The 16,716-nt window shown below is 71.7% G+C and carries 18 protein-coding genes; 10 read left to right on the forward strand and 8 right to left on the reverse strand.

The genetic code is table 11. The annotated features are described in order from the left end of the window. Positions 1-7: 7 nt before the first annotated feature. The 3 genes from ACFV6E_RS21150 to ACFV6E_RS21160 form a co-directional block, all read right to left on the reverse strand. Positions 8-1,288, reverse strand: a complete 1,281-nt coding sequence (locus tag ACFV6E_RS21150; RefSeq protein WP_385463526.1) for a prolyl oligopeptidase family serine peptidase — start codon at positions 1,286-1,288, stop codon at positions 8-10. A gap of 262 nt (positions 1,289-1,550) precedes the next feature. Next, positions 1,551-2,354: an aminoglycoside adenylyltransferase domain-containing protein gene (locus ACFV6E_RS21155; RefSeq protein WP_385175263.1), complete on the reverse strand. Its 804-nt coding sequence runs from the start codon at positions 2,352-2,354 to the stop codon at positions 1,551-1,553. A 27-nt stretch (positions 2,355-2,381) separates the two neighbouring features. Further along, positions 2,382-3,251: a ketopantoate reductase family protein gene (locus ACFV6E_RS21160; RefSeq protein ID WP_385463529.1), complete on the reverse strand. Its 870-nt coding sequence runs from the start codon at positions 3,249-3,251 to the stop codon at positions 2,382-2,384. Between the two features lie 69 nt (positions 3,252-3,320). Between ACFV6E_RS21160 and ACFV6E_RS21165 the strand changes: the two genes are divergently transcribed. Further along, positions 3,321-3,953: a TetR/AcrR family transcriptional regulator gene (locus ACFV6E_RS21165; RefSeq protein WP_385463532.1), complete on the forward strand. Its 633-nt coding sequence runs from the start codon at positions 3,321-3,323 to the stop codon at positions 3,951-3,953. Positions 3,954-4,051: 98 nt separating this feature from the next. On the opposite strand, the gene ACFV6E_RS21170 is transcribed toward ACFV6E_RS21165, so the two are convergent. Beyond that, positions 4,052-4,744: a GntR family transcriptional regulator gene (locus ACFV6E_RS21170; protein WP_385463535.1), complete on the reverse strand. Its 693-nt coding sequence runs from the start codon at positions 4,742-4,744 to the stop codon at positions 4,052-4,054. Between the two features lie 222 nt (positions 4,745-4,966). Here ACFV6E_RS21170 and ACFV6E_RS21175 point away from each other — a divergent pair, with 222 nt between their 5' ends. Then, positions 4,967-5,509, forward strand: a complete 543-nt coding sequence (locus ACFV6E_RS21175; protein WP_385463676.1) for a YbhB/YbcL family Raf kinase inhibitor-like protein — start codon at positions 4,967-4,969, stop codon at positions 5,507-5,509. 31 nt (positions 5,510-5,540) lie between these two features. Then, positions 5,541-6,452, forward strand: a complete 912-nt coding sequence (locus tag ACFV6E_RS21180) for a hypothetical protein (RefSeq protein WP_385463538.1) — start codon at positions 5,541-5,543, stop codon at positions 6,450-6,452. Between the two features lie 47 nt (positions 6,453-6,499). On the opposite strand, the gene ACFV6E_RS21185 is transcribed toward ACFV6E_RS21180, so the two are convergent. Further along, positions 6,500-6,895 carry a hypothetical protein gene (locus ACFV6E_RS21185; RefSeq protein WP_385463541.1) on the reverse strand — a complete coding sequence of 132 codons (396 nt, stop codon included), beginning with the start codon at positions 6,893-6,895 and terminating at the stop codon, positions 6,500-6,502. A 454-nt stretch (positions 6,896-7,349) separates the two neighbouring features. Between ACFV6E_RS21185 and ACFV6E_RS21190 the strand changes: the two genes are divergently transcribed. The 6 genes from ACFV6E_RS21190 to ACFV6E_RS21215 all read left to right on the forward strand — a co-directional run bounded on the left by ACFV6E_RS21190 (position 7,350) and on the right by ACFV6E_RS21215 (position 13,436). Beyond that, positions 7,350-7,829: a LysR substrate-binding domain-containing protein gene (locus tag ACFV6E_RS21190; RefSeq protein WP_385463544.1), complete on the forward strand. Its 480-nt coding sequence runs from the start codon at positions 7,350-7,352 to the stop codon at positions 7,827-7,829. Next, positions 7,804-9,834, forward strand: coding sequence for a hypothetical protein (locus ACFV6E_RS21195; RefSeq protein ID WP_385463547.1), 2,031 nt, complete (start codon positions 7,804-7,806; stop codon positions 9,832-9,834). The genes ACFV6E_RS21190 and ACFV6E_RS21195 overlap by 26 nt, the downstream gene beginning before the upstream one ends. Positions 9,835-10,070: 236 nt before the next feature. After that, positions 10,071-10,424 (forward strand): antibiotic biosynthesis monooxygenase family protein, encoded by a 354-nt coding sequence (locus ACFV6E_RS21200; protein ID WP_385463550.1) that lies wholly within the window; start codon positions 10,071-10,073, stop codon positions 10,422-10,424. Between the two features lie 260 nt (positions 10,425-10,684). Further along, positions 10,685-11,383: an ABC transporter permease gene (locus tag ACFV6E_RS21205; protein WP_385463553.1), complete on the forward strand. Its 699-nt coding sequence runs from the start codon at positions 10,685-10,687 to the stop codon at positions 11,381-11,383. Beyond that, on the forward strand, positions 11,380-12,132 hold the full coding sequence (locus ACFV6E_RS21210; protein WP_385463679.1) for a nucleoside phosphorylase: 753 nt from the start codon (positions 11,380-11,382) through the stop codon (positions 12,130-12,132). The genes ACFV6E_RS21205 and ACFV6E_RS21210 overlap by 4 nt, the downstream gene beginning before the upstream one ends. A gap of 2 nt (positions 12,133-12,134) precedes the next feature. Further along, entirely contained in the window at positions 12,135-13,436 is a 1,302-nt protein-coding gene (locus ACFV6E_RS21215) for an amidohydrolase (protein WP_385463682.1), read from the forward strand. 69 nt (positions 13,437-13,505) lie between these two features. Here the strand turns inward: ACFV6E_RS21215 and ACFV6E_RS21220 are convergent, their stop codons facing one another. The 3 genes from ACFV6E_RS21220 to ACFV6E_RS21230 form a co-directional block, all read right to left on the reverse strand. Then, positions 13,506-14,282 carry a ferredoxin reductase gene (locus ACFV6E_RS21220; RefSeq protein WP_385463685.1) on the reverse strand — a complete coding sequence of 259 codons (777 nt, stop codon included), beginning with the start codon at positions 14,280-14,282 and terminating at the stop codon, positions 13,506-13,508. 67 nt (positions 14,283-14,349) lie between these two features. Next, positions 14,350-14,955 carry a sulfite oxidase-like oxidoreductase gene (locus tag ACFV6E_RS21225; RefSeq protein WP_385463556.1) on the reverse strand — a complete coding sequence of 202 codons (606 nt, stop codon included), beginning with the start codon at positions 14,953-14,955 and terminating at the stop codon, positions 14,350-14,352. A gap of 214 nt (positions 14,956-15,169) precedes the next feature. Then, complete coding sequence (locus ACFV6E_RS21230) at positions 15,170-16,018, reverse strand: intradiol ring-cleavage dioxygenase (RefSeq protein ID WP_385463559.1); 849 nt, start codon at positions 16,016-16,018, stop codon at positions 15,170-15,172. A gap of 150 nt (positions 16,019-16,168) precedes the next feature. Between ACFV6E_RS21230 and ACFV6E_RS21235 the strand changes: the two genes are divergently transcribed. Next, positions 16,169-16,711, forward strand: a complete 543-nt coding sequence (locus ACFV6E_RS21235) for a GNAT family N-acetyltransferase (RefSeq protein ID WP_385463562.1) — start codon at positions 16,169-16,171, stop codon at positions 16,709-16,711. Positions 16,712-16,716 lie beyond the last annotated feature (5 nt).

Consider the following 16,716-nt stretch of genomic DNA (forward strand, 5'->3'; position numbering starts at 1 on the left):
ACGGTCATCAGCGCCGGTCCTGGGCGGCCATCCACTGCCAGACGTGGGTGCCGTTGTCGCTGGGGTCGTTGCGGGCGACGTAGATCCACGACCAGTGGCCGGCGAACTGGTGGCCGTTCCACACGACGTGGTCGTAGAGCGTCATCAGCGAGCCGGGGATCAGTTCGTGGGCATGGACGGTGTTCGCCTGCGGTTCCACGGTGGTGTCGTCACGGGAGGCGACGAGCCAGCTGGGGGTGGTGATCCGCGCCAGCTCGCTGTCGGGGATCAGCGGCGCGCCCCCGGGCGGGAAGGACGTGACGACGCCGCAGATCGGCACGGAGGCGGCGAACAGTGTGGGGTACACGGTGGTCATCTTCATGCTCATGTAGCCGCCGTTGCTGCAACCGGCGACGTAGATCCGGTCGCGGTCGACGCGGTTCCCGCGCGTGACGTCGCCGATGATCTCGTGGATGAGCGGAGCGAAGCGGGGGCCGTCCAGCATCCAGGCGGAGGTGCTCTGCGGGGCGAGGACGTAGGCGCCGTCGAAGATGCGCTGCGCCTCGGGGGTGGCGAAGCCCAGTGCGCCGCGGTTGGCCCGCAGCGTGGTCTCGTTGTCGTAGTAGCCGTCGGGCAGGGAAGCGCCTTCGCCGCCGCCGTGGAGCCAGACGATCAGTGGATGACCGCCCCGTCGTGAGGAGTGGGAGCCGGTGGGTGAATACAGCCGGTACTTCATTCCCGAGCCGGAGATGTGGGAGCTGAACGCGTCCACCTCAGGGTCCGACAGGCGAGGGCCCTGCACGAAGTTCTCGATGACGACCGGCCGGTGATTGCGCAAGGTGATCGGGGCGCGCTGAGTGATGGTGTAGGCGAGGTCGAGCATCACGTTGCGGCCCGCGCCCAGGACGTAGCCGAGCGTGCTGCCTCCGGTCTGGCCCTCGGCGTAGCTCAGTTCGAGGACGATGTCGCCGCGGTGGTCGAGCCGGACGGCGGTCACGGTGCGGTCGAGGTCGTACTCGCCGAGGATGACGTCGTCGGCGGCGATGGGGATCGGGCTGGTGGCCTTGGCGTGCACGCCGAAGGTGCCGGTGGTCAGGCTGGCCGGGTCGATCGGGCCGAGCCGGGCGGTCTTGAGCCTGATCGAGGTGACCTGTTCACCACCGTCGAGCACCTGGGCGTTCAAGGTGAATCCGACGCTGGTGGTCGCACGGTCGTCGGTATGCGCACGGGCGACGCCGGGCAGGGACAGGCCGGCGGCGGCGCCCGAGCCGGCGGCGAGAACGGTGCGACGGCTGATCGGTGTTGCCATGCGGACTCCTTGTGCGGTGCGGAGGCTTCATAGCGGCGTGTGCGGAGGCTTGATCGCGGCCGGTGCGCCGGCCCCGGCGGTGCGGCCGCCGAGAAGTCGAGCGCGGCCCACCACGTGCGGAATCAGGGTGGACAGTGTCATGGTCAGGACAGAGTCGAGCGCCACTGGCACGTTACCGGCGTCACCGTACGGCGGACAGGTACGGCTACGGCTTTTCTGTGAACGAGTACGAGCCGTCGGCCAGCTCCTCGGCGGACGGCATTCAGGCACCGGCCGCCGCGGCGCTTTCCTCGACGCGGGCGCGTACCCAGGTGAGGAACGCCCGGACCTGCGGCCCGGGCAGTGGCAGCGCGGCGGCACGGGGGCGTTCGAAGCTGCGGACAGCGGCCTCGATCAGCGGACGGAAGTCCTCCTCCGCGGCGGCGACCCGCGCGGCCGCGTCGCGCTTGGCGAACCAGCGCCCGGTGCGGCAGTGGACCACGGAGCGGCAGCCGTTGAGGACCCGGTTGTCGGCGAGGTGCCCCTCGCCGTCGCCGTGCTCGCGCACCGAGGCCCGGATCGCGGCGTACAGTTCCGTCGGCCGGGGTGCCGCGATCACCTCCGGTGCGGGTGGGCCGTACAGCGCGATCCCGTCCTGATGGGCCACGGAGCGGTCGATGACGTACCAGAACGACGGTGCCCCGACCGTGTCGAAGGCGGCCCGGTACGGCAGCGACGCGCCGGTGTTGAGGTCCAGCAGATAGCCGGCCTCCCCTGACGGGATCCGAGCGAAGTCCGCCGCGTATACGACCAGTTCCAGTCCCGCGGCGGGGCACGGCAGCCGCCGGTGGTCGAGGGCGTCGGCCAGTTCCCGCAGGGCCGCGGCCGGAGGCGGACCCGCTACGACGACCGTGACGTCGACGTCGCTGCGCCCGTGCCGGTAGTCGCCGAGCGCGAGGGAACCGACCGCGATCACGCCGGTCAGCCCGGGGCCGCACACCGCGCGGGTACGGCGCACAAGCTCTGTCAGATACGGCCGCACCTCGGCGGGGACGGCACGGAACGGCTCGGTGTTCTCAGCGCTCATCCGGCCAGTGTGCCTCCGTCCACGGGCTCAGTGTCGGGTGCGCAACTGTTCGTTCAGCCGCTCCAGTTCGGCCGCCGCCGAAGAGGAGGTGTCGCTGAGGGCGCTGCGTGCGGCGGTCCGGCCGCGCAGGAAGCCCCGCAGCAGGGCCACGAGCAGCCCTTCCGGCAGAGTCCGCAGTGCGCCGAACGCGCGCGGGACCGGCGGCGTCGGCATGGCGGCCAGATTCTGCCGCATGAAATGGAGCATGCCGCGGACGGCGTCCGCATCCTCGGCCAGTGCCGCCGGGCTGCCCGCCGTGTGCACTGCCTGCCCGAGCGGTACCTCGAACGCGGCGTGAGTCCTGAGCCAGGCGTCCATCCGTGGCTCGGCCTTGGCCTTGATTCCGGCAGTACGGAAGGCGCGGACGATCCGTTCCAACCGCTGGGTGGCGCGCCCGTCGGGTTCGCCGATCGGCATCGGGACTCGGCTGGTCATGTAACTGCTCGCGCGGTAGCGGACCACGTCGCCGTCCATGGTGCCGCCGGCCAGAGCCGGGGGAAAGCCGAGCAGCACGCGCCCGTGGCCGATCGCCGCTTCCAGCGGCTGCGCGCCGGCCGCCCAGTTGTGAAGGAACAGCACGTCGCCGTCGAGGCCGGCCAGTGACTCCAGCACCGCGTCCACCTGATGGGTGCGGACGGTGACGGCGGTCAGGTCGTAATCACCCGCCGGGTGCTCGACCACCGGGACGAAGACCTGTCGGACGGCAGGGCTGTCCTCCTCGGCGAGTTGCACGCCGTGCCGGCGCAGGGCGGCCAGGCGCCGGCCTCTGGCGAGGAGCGAGACGTCGAGCCCGGCCTCGTGCAGGTGAGCGGCGAGCAGGCTGCCGCACACCCCGGCGCCGTAGACGAGCAGTTTCATGCGACCACATCCGTGTCAGTCAAGTGAGTCAAACGTTCGTTTCAATCGGTCGTTTGTATAGTACGGCACATGGTGCTTCCCGATACCCGGACCAAGATCCTCGACGCCGCCGAACGCCTCTTCGCCGAGCACGGCTACCGCGGGACCTCGGTTCGCGCGATCACCAACCTCGCCGGAGCGAACCTGGCCGCCGTGGCCTACCACTTCGGGTCGAAGGCGGAACTCATGGCCGCGGTCGCCCGCCGCGTGATCGAGCCCATCACCACCGCCCAGCGCGCCCGGCTCGACGAACTTCTGGCAAGGACCGCGGATCCGAGCGTCGCCGACCTCGTGGAAGCCTTCGCGGGCCCCCTGTTCGACGAGATGCCCACCGGCGATGACAGCGGAGCCCGCACATCCCGGCTGATCGTGACCATCCTCAGCGATCCGGCCGAGGAGGCCCGCAGCTGGACCGGCCCGGACGAAGCCGCCGTCCGTGAGCGCTATCTGGCGGCCTTCGCCCGCGCACTGCCCGGCCTGGCCCCACAAGAGCTGGAGTTCCGGTTGCGGGGAATCCTCGCCGTGACGGCCGTGGATCGCGTCGAGGTCCACAACCAGCCCACCCCCGGCTGCCCGGCAGCGGCCGGCGAGGAGGCCAGGCGCTGGGCGATCACGTTCCTGACGGCAGCGATGAGCGCGCCGGCGACGGAACCCGCGCGCTAGCAGTTCACATAGGTGCACCTGGGTGAACTGACGCATTGGTGCACCTAGGTGGCCTGACGTAGTGGTGCAGGCTAGGTGGCCTGACGTAGTGGTGCAGGCTACGTGGCCTGACTTGCGTCGCCTGTCAGCGCGGCCGCGGTCATGGTGAGGTGCTGAACCAGGACCGCGGCCGCGGTGTCGGCGTCGCGGGCCAGCGCCGCCTCTTCCAGCCTGCGGTGCTCCTCGGCACCGTCCCGGTCGGGGGTGCGGTGTGCCGACCAGCGGCGGGCCAGCTCACTCGCGATCCACAGCCGGTCGAAGGTCTCCAGCAGCGCGCGGTTGCCGCACCCCTCCAGCAGCGTGCGGTGGAAGACCCGGTGAGCCTCGGCCCAGGCCCTGGTGTAGTGCTCACCCTCCTCCGCAGCGTACGGCGGGGTGCGGACCAGACGGTGGTGAGCGGCCCGCACGCGGGCCTCCCAGTCGACGTCGCCGCGCTCGACGGACATGCGCAGTACGGCCGGTTCGATGGTCCGGCGGGCCTCGGCAATCTCCTGCCAGCGTTCGTCGGTGAGAAGTGGGACCGCGAACCCACGGTTGGGCAGCCGGTCGGCGAGCCCCTCCCCGACCAGCCGCACGAGCGCCTCGCGCACGACGGCGAGGCTCACGCCCTGCTCCTTGGCCAGGTCCTGCGGTTTGAGGGCGTCACCGGGGGCGTGCTCCCCGCGCATGATCGCGCCCTGTAGATGGGCGTAGACCTGCTCGGAAAGCATCTGTTTCCCGGAGGACGCGGGGTTGCGAGGTGTGCCAGCCATGACGTCAGCATAGACGATCTGCTGGATAATCGATTATTCGTGTTACTGTCGATTTGCCGGCGAGACGGTAGCCGCTGCCGTCGGCACCGTTCCCTGACCCCTGCGGCCCGATGACCGGCCGCGCCACCTCCAGCACACATGGCCCGAGTCGCGCCACCCACGGCACGCACGAACCGAGTAACACCAACCCACGGCACACATGAACCGATGAGGAGCATCACCTTGCACGCCAATGACCCCTTCGCCCGCCTCCCCGAGGCAGTGTCCTTCACCGTCACCAGCACGACCGTCACCGACGGAGCGGCCTGGCCGCCCGCCCAGCGCTCCTCCGGCCTGCCAGGCGGGAAGGACGTCTCCCCGCAACTGTCATGGAGCGGCGCCCCGGACGGCACCGAGAGCTACGCCGTCACCGTCTACGACCCCGACGCCCCCACCGGGTCCGGGTTCTGGCACTGGGCGGTCGCCGACATCCCCGCCACCGTCACCGAACTGCCCGAGGGCGCCGGCGACGACACCGGGTCGGGCCTGCCCGAAGGTGCCTGCCAATTGCCCAACGACGCCCGCGCGGCCCGCTACATCGGCGCCGCCCCGCCGGCCGGGCACGGCCCGCACCGCTACTTCGTCGTCGTGCACGCCCTCGACGTCGCCACCATCGGCGTCCCGGCCGACGCGACCCCGGCCGTCCTCGGCTTCACCATGTCCCAGCACACCCTCGGCCGTGCGGTGCTGACCGTCACCGCCGAGACCGCCGAGACCGCCGCCTGACAACGCCCCACTTCCTGGAGGAACAACCGCGATGCACCTCGATGAGCTCGACGAAGAGCTGGCCCACCCCACTCGCCCCGGCGACGACGACCCGATGGACCTCGACGCCGTCCGCGACGTCAGCCACGCCATCAGCGCCGCCCACCTGTTCATCTACCTCGTCCCCGAAAGCGCCCAGGAAGCGGCCGAACTCGGCGTCACCGACCGCGGACCGACGTATCTGGCCTCCCGGTCGGCCGCGATGGGCGCGGTCCCGTGGCAGGTCACGCTCGCGGCCTTCTACAACTTCAGCCCGCGGGCGGTACGGGCGATGGCGGGCGTGTGGAACGCGGCGCCGCCCGAGCGGTGGCAGGCCGCCCGGTTCACGGCCGCAGGGCGGGCGATGCGGCGCGTCGGCGTGCACCTCACGGACGGCCGACTCGCCGAGGCGCGCTCGCTGATCGACCCGGTAGTCGCCGGTGCCGACTACGCCGGCAAGGTGCTGGCCGCCGCGAACGCCTCGGTCACGCTCCCGTCCGATCCCCTCGTCGCGCTGTGGCAGCAGATCACGGTGGCACGCGAATGGCGCGGCGACGCCCATGCCGTCGTGCTCGCCGGCAACGGCCTCGGGCCGTGCGACTGCCTCGTTCTGCACACCGCGACGGGCCGTCTCCCGACGTCCCTGGCGCGGGCGACACGTCAGTGGGACGACGAGGAGTGGACCGCGGCGACGGCACGCCTCGTCGCCCGCGGCTGGCTCGACTCCGACGGCGTGATCACCGACGCCGGCAGCGCGGCACGCGAACGCATCGAGACGGAGACGGACGAGCACTGCGCCGCGCTCTGGGCACCGATCGGCAACGCGGGCGCACGCCGCTTCGCCTCGCTCATCGCACCGATCACCGACGCGTTCACCGCGGCGGGGACGTTCCAGGCCGTTCGGGAGCGGCAGGACGTCGCGTAAGCGGTTCCTGGGCGAGCGGGATCAACTTCCGCCCGGCCTGGATGCGCTCAACGGTCGTCCGTGTACCGGCGTACGGGACGTGGCAATGGCTGACGCCAGTCACCCAGCGTCCTGGCGAGAAACTCGCGGGCGAGAGGACGGATGTCGTCCCACGCAGGATCCGATGTGAGGGCGTCAGCCCAGAGACCGACGCGGCAAGCGGCATCGATCTCGCCGAAACGACGGCCGATAAGCCGAAGTTGGCGCAGATCACCGGGCTCGAAGACTCCACGCTCCACAAGCCCTTCGGAAACGCGGCAGAGGAGTTCCGCCTCTTCGACGACGTCCGCCGTCTCCAGCTCACGCTCACCGAGCCACGCGAGCTGGTCGCGGGTGTCGGCTGCGAGGAGGGCCATCAGGCGCAGCGCCCAGGTGCGAAGGTGCGCGTCGCCCAGATGGTTCATACGTGCAGGATCTCACCTTGCTCCCGCAGCGGCGTTCGATGATTCTGCGGCGCCTGTACATTCGCGCTGGTCGGGGGTGCGGCGAGCGGTCACGCCACTGGGCGGATCCGGTCGCTGGTTGCCTGGTGCAGTGCGGCCTGGAGGCGGTCCCGGACCGCGGTCTGGGCGGCGACGCGTCGCCCCGGTCGCCTTGGCCAGCTCACCGATCTGCACCCGTTCCCCCCTTCGGGGTGCAATTCCTGTGGTCAGCTCGTCCCGGTACACCCAGGCACTGGCCATGGCCCCGGGCACGAGGGCGATCCGCGACAGGGCGTTCGCCGTCACCGGCGTATGGCGCAGTACCCAGTCGTCGAGATCGAGGGCCGCTTCCAGCAGTTCCCCGGCCATGTGGGCGCGCAGCTCCTCCCGCTCGCCGCGTCAGGCGGGGTGTCCACCCACCCCTCGTCCTCGGTCCGTGCTCACCTCACCGGCGGCTGCCGGACCTTCGGGTTCGGGTTCGGGGGAGAGCAGGATCCTCGCCGGACGGACGGCGCCGGCCTACAGCGAGGTCGCCGAACACCCCCTCGTCGGCCTCGACGCCGATTCCTCGCTGCGCCGCTGGATCGAGAAGCATCTCGAGCCGCACGCTCCGGTGGTGCGCTACCGCACCACCGTCGCCGACCTCGGCGTCCTCATCACCCTGGCCGCCGCCGGTGCTGGGCTCGCCGTCGTACCCCGGCACGCCGTCCCTCCCCACCAGCCGCTCGACGTGTGCGAACTCCAGGACACCTGGGCCCGCCGCCACCACCTGCTGGCCTGGGGCGTCAAGGACCGCGCCGCCCCGGCCGCCGCGGCCCTCGCCGAACGCCTCCGCCGAGCAGCACAGTTCGAGCCCTCTGGTGAGACAGCCGTGCGGTTAGGGTCGGGGCATGTCACTGGTGCGCGCCGAAGCTGATTGGATCCGACTGTGCAGGATGGCCGGGCTCGACGACCCTCAAAGGAGTCTGCTGGAGGGCGTACTGACAGCGTGTGACCCGGAGTCGGTCCTCACCCGGCACGTGAGCGGTGCCCAGACGGCGACAGCCGCGATCGCACGTGCGCACTCCGCTCTGGAGTCGCGTGCGCGGAAGGGGCGGATGAAGCCGCAGCCGTTCGAGAGGCCGACGCTCGATCTGGTCACCACCGCGCTGGCGGCACTCGATGCGTTGAAGCAATACGTGCCGACGGGCGCGCTCGATGGTGCCGTGGGCGAGCTGAGAGCCATCGAAACAGGCGCCGAAGCCGGGATACGTGATCCGGAGGACTGCGAGAAGTCGGCCGCACTTCTGGCTGTGCATGTGGCCGACGTGCATGCCGTCGTCGAGCGCGGTTTCGTGGCTGCCTGGAGCGGGGCGTCGACACAGGACGCCAGGGAACGGCTCGCGCTGGAGGTGGCTGCCCTGTGCGTGATGGAGGGCCGGTGGCATGCCCGACTGAGCGACGACATTCGCTCCGAGCTGAGCAGTCGACGCCCCCTCGACGCCGGCCGACTGCTGCGTGTGCTGCTGCCGCCGGAACAGGACTTCCGGGTGGCCGTGGTCGTCGAGGGCACCTCCCGGCTGGACTCGGTGGACGGGCTGATGGATCCGGCAGCGGCAGCGGTGGCCATCTCACCGGGAGAACCCATCATCGGCTGGGGCCACGCCACGGCCGACCTGCAAGCGCTCGCCGACCTTGCCGCGGCCGCGTCCTCCGTGCGCCGGGGCTGGTCGAGAGATCAGGCGGATGGTCACCTTCTGCTGACCTTCACCGTGCGCGCTCGCGACCTGGGCGGCGCCGCGTCGCTGGGCCGGCGCATCGCCTCGGAGTCCCTCGACCGCTACGTGGCGGGCCAGCGCCTCGCGGAGATCCGGCTCCGTTCCGAGACCCTCGCACACGCTCCTGGTTCGCGCCGGGTACTGCGGCTCGTGGTGCCCGCCCTGGGGTCGGGTCCGGTTCGCCCCCTGACCACCGGGTGGCCGCTCGCTCTGCGGGAGAGTCTGCGTACCGCGCACATCGCCCGGATCACTGAGGCCCCCACGACTGCCGCCGGACTGTGCTGGGCCGCGTTGGAGGCGCTGGACGTCAAGGCCAGGGACCAGAGGATTCGCGCGCTGGCCCGGGCGCTGGCGCTTCAGGCCCTCCGCCAGCAGGCCGTCGACCTGCACCAGCGGACGCGCAGGGCGGTGGCGGCCGAAGTCGCGGTCGCGCGCGCCGCCCAACGCGGGGCCCAGGAGGAGACCGACCGGTTGAACGCCGCCGCGGCCAGGGCCGCGGGGAGCGCGCACGCAGCGGCCCTGGCGGAGAAGGCGGCGACCGCCCGCGCCACCGCCCTCGACCGTCATGCCGAGCTGGAACGGGCTCTGGAGACGCGGGGGTTCCGCGTGGCAGTGGACGCCTGGACCGGCGTCGGGGAGGACGGATTCCTACGTGATGTGGACCGCTGGCTCGACGTGTTCGCGCCGCCCGCCCAAGCGGACCCCGTTCTGCGCGACGCCGCGGACGGCTTCACCGCCCTCACCGACCGGCTCGGCGGAGAGACAGCGGACCGGCTGGGAACCTGGCGCACGCGGATGGCCGACCCCCGCCTGCTCGCCCGGTGGATCGAGGAGACCGCCGGGCGCTTCGAAGCGTGCCTCGACTGGCTGTACGCGCTGCGCAACACCGCGCTGCACGACGGCCGGTTCGACTCCGCCACCGATCTGCTGGACGTGCACACCGGGCGTTCCCTGGTCGACCTGGCATTGGAATTCCTGGGCAACTGGTACCAGCACGCGGCCACGCCCACGCCGGAACAGCCTGGGATGACGGCGTTCGAGGTCATCAGGCACCTCGCCGATCGGCAGCAGTCTGTCGTCGCCGCACTGCGCGGCGGCACGCGCGCGAAACTTAATGTGACCCGGCTGACAAGCCCGGCCTCAGACGGGTGGGATCGGGCCTGACCTGGCGATCCGGTGCTGAGCGGAGAAGAGGAAGGGAGTGTCCTGCCGATTGAACGAGCACGTCCGCGTGGACGGGCCGGGGGCTCGAACCCCGATCTCTCCCAGGTGAACCGGTGCGATGATGAATCGCTGCACCTGACGTGCTCCGGTCCGGCCGCCCATCATACGGCCTCCCTTGTGCATCCCGTTCAGGAAAGCCGCTGCACCGTCCGGCCCCTCCCCCTTACGGTGGCGCCATGAGCGATCACTCGGAAGCGCCTGTCGCGCCTGTGGATGCCTTTGAACCGCCCTACTACGTGGCTGTCTTCACCACGGTGCGCACTCGGGAGCAGAGCGGCTACAGCGAGACCACCGCACGTATGGAAGAGCTGGTGAAGGACGTCCCCGGGTACCTGGGGATGGACCACGCGCAGACGCCTGGCGGGTTGGGCATCACCGTCGGGTACTTCCGCGACGCCGACGCCCTCACCGAGTGGCGGAGCAACGCCGAGCACCGCGCGGCGCAGAAGCGCGGCCGGGCGGAGTGGTACGAGAGCTACACGCTGCATGTTGCGAAAGTGGAGCGGAGCAACGGCTTCACGCGAGCGTAGGTTCCGCAGCGGCCCGTAACGGGCTGCACGTGCCACAGGGCAGGCACGGGCAGCCTGTGTCTGCCCTGTAGTGATGTGCCGCACCGTTCATGTGCCGGTGACGAGTCGACGGCGGCCCGTCGCCGTGGGCAGTCCTCTCGGTATCTGAGACGACGACATCATCGTCACCGGTCAGCGGCACCGCGGGCGTATCATCACGGAACCGGCACCCGATCCGGGACAGTGAGGCACGTGATGACGACAGCAGGCGCGACAGCGATGTGCATGCTCCGCATGCGGTCCTCGCCGCGGCCCTCGCGGCGGCCGCGTACTCGCTGATCCTGGCCGTCGGGACGGTCACGCTGCGCGGCGACGCGGTGGTCCTCGGCGTCGCCATGAACCTGCTGGCCGTGGGCCTGACCAGCTTCCTGCTGCGCACGGTCTTCGGCGTGCAGGGCACCTTCGACGACCCCGCCCTCGCCGGGCTGCCCCTGATCGGCGGCCTCAGCCCGCTCGCCTACCTGTCCTGGATCGCGGTCGCCGTCGCCGCGCTGATGCTCTCGCGCCATGTGTGGGGCCTCAGGGTGCGCGGGGTCGGCGAGGCTCCGGACGCGGCGGCGACGCTCGGCGTGAGCCCGGCGAGGTACAAGTACGCGGCGATCCTCCTGTCCGGGGTGCTGTGCGGTCTCGCCGGGGCGCAGCTCGCGCTCGGCAACGTCACCCTCTTCTCCGAGAACATGACGGCGGGCCGCGGCTGGATCGCCGTCGTCGCCGTCATGCTCGGCCGGGCCCTGCCCGTCGGCGTGCTGCTCGCTGCCCTGCTCTTCGGCCTCGCCGAGGCGGCCGGCTTCCGCCTCCAGGGCCTCGGCCTGCCGCAGCAGGCGACCGACGCCGCGCCGTACGTCGTCACGCTCGGCGCCCTCTTCCTCACGACGGCCCGCCGCCGTCGCCGCACCCGTCCCTCTGGAGCCGTCTCATAACGCAGGACCTGCTGCCCGTCACCCGCATTCCCCGCGCCGGGCTCCCGCCGCACGCGCTGGTCGTCGGCGACCCGGAGCGCGTGGCGACGGTCGCTGCGCTGCTCGACGGCGCCGAGGAGATGTCCTACCACCGCGAGTACCGGGTCTTCCGGGGCAGTTGGAAGGGCCTTGCGGTGACGGTGGCCTCGCACGGGGTCGGCGCTCCGGGAGCGGTCCTGCTGTTCCAGGAACTGGCCGAGGCCGGCGTGCGCACCGTCCTGCGGTTCGGCACGGCGGGCGCGATGCGGCCGGAGATCTCGGACGGCGACCTCGTCATCGCGGAGGCGGCCGTGCGCGACGACGGCGTGACGCACCAGCTCCTGCCGCCCGAATACCCCGCCGTCTCCTCGCCCGAGGCCGTGCTCGCACTCCAGCGCGCGGCCCGCGAGGCCGGTGCCCGGCATCACCGGGGGCTGGTCTGGACGCGGGCCGCGTTCCAGCCGGGCCTGCTCCCGCTCTTCTCCTACGACGGCGCCGGGCTCGCCGCGATCGAGATGGAGCTGTCGGCGCTGCTGGTGACCGCGTCGCTGCGCGGCCTGGTCGCGGGCGGTGTGCTGGTGATCGACGGAGCCAACGCCGACGAACTGGTCGACGAGGACACCACCGGCGGCTACAACCCGCACCGGGACGTCGTCGCGGCCGGTGTCGAGCGGGGCGCCCTCGTCTCGCTGGAGGCGCTGCGCCTGCTCGCCGAAGGAGAACGGGCGTGAGCATCGACAACGTCGACCTGCTGGTGCACGGCGGTGACGTGCTGACGGTGGACGACGCCGGCACCGTCGTCCGCGACGGGGCGGTCGCCGTCCGCCGGGGCGAGATCGTCGCCGTCGGCCCGGCCCCTGACCTCGCCGCGCGCTACACCGCCGACGAGGAGATCGACGCGACCGGCTGCCTCGTACTGCCGGGTCTGATCAACACGCACACCCACCTCGCGATGACACTGCTGCGCGGCCGGGCCGACGACGTCACCCTCCAGGGCTTCCTGGAGCGGGTGCTGAAGTGGGAGTCCGAGCTGCTGACGCCCGGGAACGTGGCGGCGGCGGTCCGGCTGGCCGTCGCCGAGAGCGTCCGCTCCGGGGTGACCTCGGCGCTCGACATGTACTGGTTCCACGAGGCGGCCGAGACGGTGGCCCGTGAGACGGGCTGGCGCCTGCACACCGGTCCGACCTTCATGGACGTGCCCGACCCGGCCGACGGCATCGCGTACGAGGACCGGCTCGCCTGGGCGCGGCGCGACCTGGAGGCACGAGGCCCGGCCACACCGGGCCGGCGTCCGGTGCTCTTCGCGCACTCCGCCTACACCCTCGCCACGGAACAGCTCACCGGGATCTTCGCGCTGGGCGGAGAGTTCGGGGCCCTTGTGCACATCCACGCGGCCGAGAACGCGGGCGAGGTCGCCACCGTCGAGGTCCGGTACGGCAAGCGGCCCGTCGAACTGCTCGACTCGCTCGGACTGCTCGGCCCCGATGTGCTGCTCGCCCACGCCGTGGACCTCACCGGAGCGGAGATCGCGGCGCTGGCCCGTACCGGCACGGCGGTGGCGCACTGTCCGGTGTCGAACCTGAAACTGGGCTGCGGCATCGCACCGGTGCCGCGGCTGCTGAGCGCGGGCGTGACCGTGGGCCTCGGCACGGACGGAGCCGTCAGCTCCAACACACTGGACGTGCTGGGCGCGGTGCGGCAGGCGGCCCTGGTGCACAAGGCGGGCGGCGACCCGACGGCGGTGGGCGCCGAACAGGCCGTCCGCATGGCGACCGCCGAGGGCGCACGGGCCCTCGGGCTCGGCGAGCACCTGGGCTCGCTGGAGGCCGGCAAGCGGGCCGACCTGATCGTGCTCGACCTGAGCGCACCGCACCTCCAGCCACGGCACGACCCCTGGTCGACGCTCGCCTACGCCGCGCACCCCTCGGACGTACGGGACACGGTGGTCGACGGACGTGTCCTGATGCGCGAACGGGTGCTGACCACGGTGGACGAGGCGGCGGCGCGGGAGGACGTGGGGGCGCGGACGGCGTAGTGCGCGGGACGCCGGCTGGGCACTCCGCGGGCATGCGCCCGTCCGCGGAGTGCCCAGCCGTACCGTCCGTCAGCCGAAGCGTTCGATGCGGATGCGGTCCACCGGCTGGCCGGCCGCCACCAGCAGCCGTGAAGCATGCTCGGCGAAGGCGTTGGAGCCGCACACGTACGCCTCCCAGCCGCCCTCCGGCCGCTCGGCCACGAGCGGCGCCAGGTGCGCGGCCGTCATCCGGCCCACCGGCACGCCCTCGGGCGCGCTCCGGGTGAACACCGGCGTCGTCTCCGCACCGTACTCCGGCGCGTAGATCAGCTCCTCGGGACTGCGCGCGGAGACCAGGAGCCGCAGCGGAACCGTCAGTCCCCGGGCCCGGTGGTGCCGCACCATCGACATCAGCGGTACGACCCCGGAGCCGGCGCCGAGCAGCAGCGCGGGCCGGTCGCCGGGCCAGGCGAAGAACCCGCTCAGCGGGCCGCGCACCTCCACCCGGTCACCGGGCCTGGCCACCGTGTGGAACCAGCCCGACACCTCGCCGCCCTCGACATGGTCCAGGGTCAGCTCGATGTGCCCGGCGTCGTCGGGCGCGGACGCGATCGAGTAGTGGCGCTGGGCGACGTAGCCGTCCCCGGCGGTCAGCCGCAGCATCAGGTGCTGGCCCGGCAGATGTCCCGCCCAGGCGGGCACGGCGAACCGGAAGGTGGCGGCGTGCGGGGTCTCGCGGCGGATCTCGGTGAGCGTGGCGGTCTGCCACACCGCCGCGGCCCGGTTGCTCACGGCGATCCGCCCTGGGACGGCGAAGCGTGTGGCGGGCACGAAGCCCGTCTCGCTCGCGGCCGCCGCCTCGGTCACGGCGGTCCCGGCGACGGGCGCCTGGGTCGTGGTCGTCCCGCTCACGGCCGTCTCGCTCACGATCGTCTCAGTCACCGGAGTACCTCTGTTCCTCCCAGGGGTTGCCGCGCGCGTGGTAGCCGTTGCGCTCCCAGAAGCCCGGCTCGTCGTGGTCGAGGAGTTCCAGGCCCGAGATCCACTTGGCGCTCTTCCAGAAGTACAGGTGCGGCACCAGCAGCCGTGCGGGGCCCCCGTGCTCGGGCGGGAGCGGCTGCCCGTCGTACTCCCAGGCGATCCAGGCACGCCCGCCGGTCAGGTCCGCGAGCGGAAGGTTCGTGGTGTAGCCGGTGTACGAGTAGGCGACGACGTGTGTGGCGGACGGCAGGGGGCGCACCGTGTCCAGGAAGGTGTCCACGGACACGCCCTTGAACCGCACGCCGAACTTCGACCAGCTCGTCACGCAGTGGATGTCGCCCTCGTAGACCGAGGCCGGGAGCGCGTGCGCCTGCTCCCAGGTCCAGGTGCGCTCCTCCTCGGCCAGGCCGCCGACGCGCAAGCTCCAGTCGGCGTAGGTCAGCTCGGGCGTGACCTCGGCGGACAGCACGGGCCAGTCGTCCCCGGCGTCGTACTGGCCGGGCGGCAGCCCGGGGTCGGACACACGTGTGCGCCCGGTAAAGCCTCGGGTGATGTTCATGCGGGTGGTGCCTGTCTCCGTAGCGCCGACTGCTCTTCTGTCTCCACCCCATCTAACCGCACACATGTTGCATCCATGCGAAGCCCTCGGTCCCGAACCGCCTGGTCAGCTCCGCGACCGGGCCCGCGGGAGGTCCGGCTCCGGCGGGACCGTACGTCCGGGTCGCCGTCGTCCGGCGTACGGTCCCGCAGAGCCCTCGGTGGTCGGCGGCGGGTCAGTCCGTGGTGACGCCCACGGTGAGCGTCGCGGTGTAGCCGTCGGACACGGCCGAGCCGAGCGCGGTGAGGGTCAGCAGCCCGGAGGAGGCGCCGCCGCCGTCGTAGATGGTGTCGTCGTCGAGGGCCGTCTCCCGGGTGGTGTTGTCGGAGTACGGCGCGGTCGCCTGTATCTCCTCGTTGATGTCCGGGTCGAAGAAGAGCTGCCCGGTGTGGACGATCTCGCCGCCGGTGTACGAGTCGTCGGTGAGCGTGACGTCCGTGTGCACCCGCATGTGGACGTGCACGGCGCGGGAGACGTAGTGCCCCGGCCAGATGGACGTGATGCTCACCTGCCCGTCGGCGTCGGTCAGCTGCCCGCCGCGCAGGAACGTGCCGTTGTCCTCCTCCTCGTGTCCGTTACGGCCGACGAATCCGGAGTACTCGCCGAGGGCGTCGCAGTGCCAGATCTCCACGAGGGCGTCGGCCAGCGGCGCGCAGTCGGCGCTCTGGTCGACCACGGTGAAGGTGTACCGCACCTCCACGCCCTCCTTGTCCTCCCTGACGTCCTCCCGGACCAGCGCGCCTTCGAGGGAGTACGGGCCCTCGGTGACCTCGGCGTTCAGGGTGCAGACGGCGCTGGTCGTGGTCGTGCCGGAGGCGTCGGCCGTTCCCGACGCGCTCTCGGCGCTGCTCGTCTCGGGCGCTGCGGAGGCCAATCCGGCGATGGTGAGACCGCCGACCACGGCCGCGGTGGAGCCGCCGATGAGTACCCGCCGCCGTTGGACGCCCTTGTCCCGGCGGTGCCGGGCCGGCGGCTGCTCGTCGGGGGTCGCGCTCTGCTCGTGATGTTCCGTGTTCTCAGTCATGTCGAGCGAAGGTAGGGGCCGAACCGAGGAAACCATTGAGGGGCAGCTGTGGATGCCCTGAGGACGGATCCACCAACGACCGCTCATATCAACCGAGTTCACGACTGGGATCGGAAATCGCTTGCGGCGTACACCTGCCGTCGTCCCAGAATGGCCGCCATGACCAGTACCTGGACCGTCTCCCCTGAACCTTCCGACTCCCCCGCGGCACTCGCCCTGTGGCGCGCGTACTACACGGAGGTGAGCGACCGCTGGTTCCAGGTGCACGAGGGGCGGGACACCCCGGCCGACGAGCTGGAGCGCGAGGTCGTCGCGTCGAACGACCACGCCGTGCTCACGCCGCCCTCCGGCGTCCTCCTGCTCGGCCGGCACGGGGGCGAGCCCGCGGGCACGGCCGGGGTGCGTCTCCTCCACGACGACGGCGCGGCACCGGAAGAGCCGGGTGAACCGGCCGCTGAGCTCAAACGGGTCTTCGTACGCGAGGAAGCGCGCGGCACCGGTGGCGGCCCGGTCCTCCTCGCTGCGGCCGAGGACGCGGCGCGGGCGCTCGGTGCCGCCACCATGCTGCTCGACACCCGCGACGACCTGGCGGAGGCCTGGTCGCTCTACGAGCGCAGCGGATACGAACGGACCGCGCCGCACAACCACTCCGCGTACGCGGAACGCTGGTACCGCAAGCGCCTTTGGGCCTGACTCCC

It is taken from the genome of Streptomyces sp. NPDC059785 (genome assembly GCF_042732375.1).
In the GTDB taxonomy this organism is placed as follows: Bacteria; Actinomycetota; Actinomycetes; order Streptomycetales; family Streptomycetaceae; genus Streptomyces.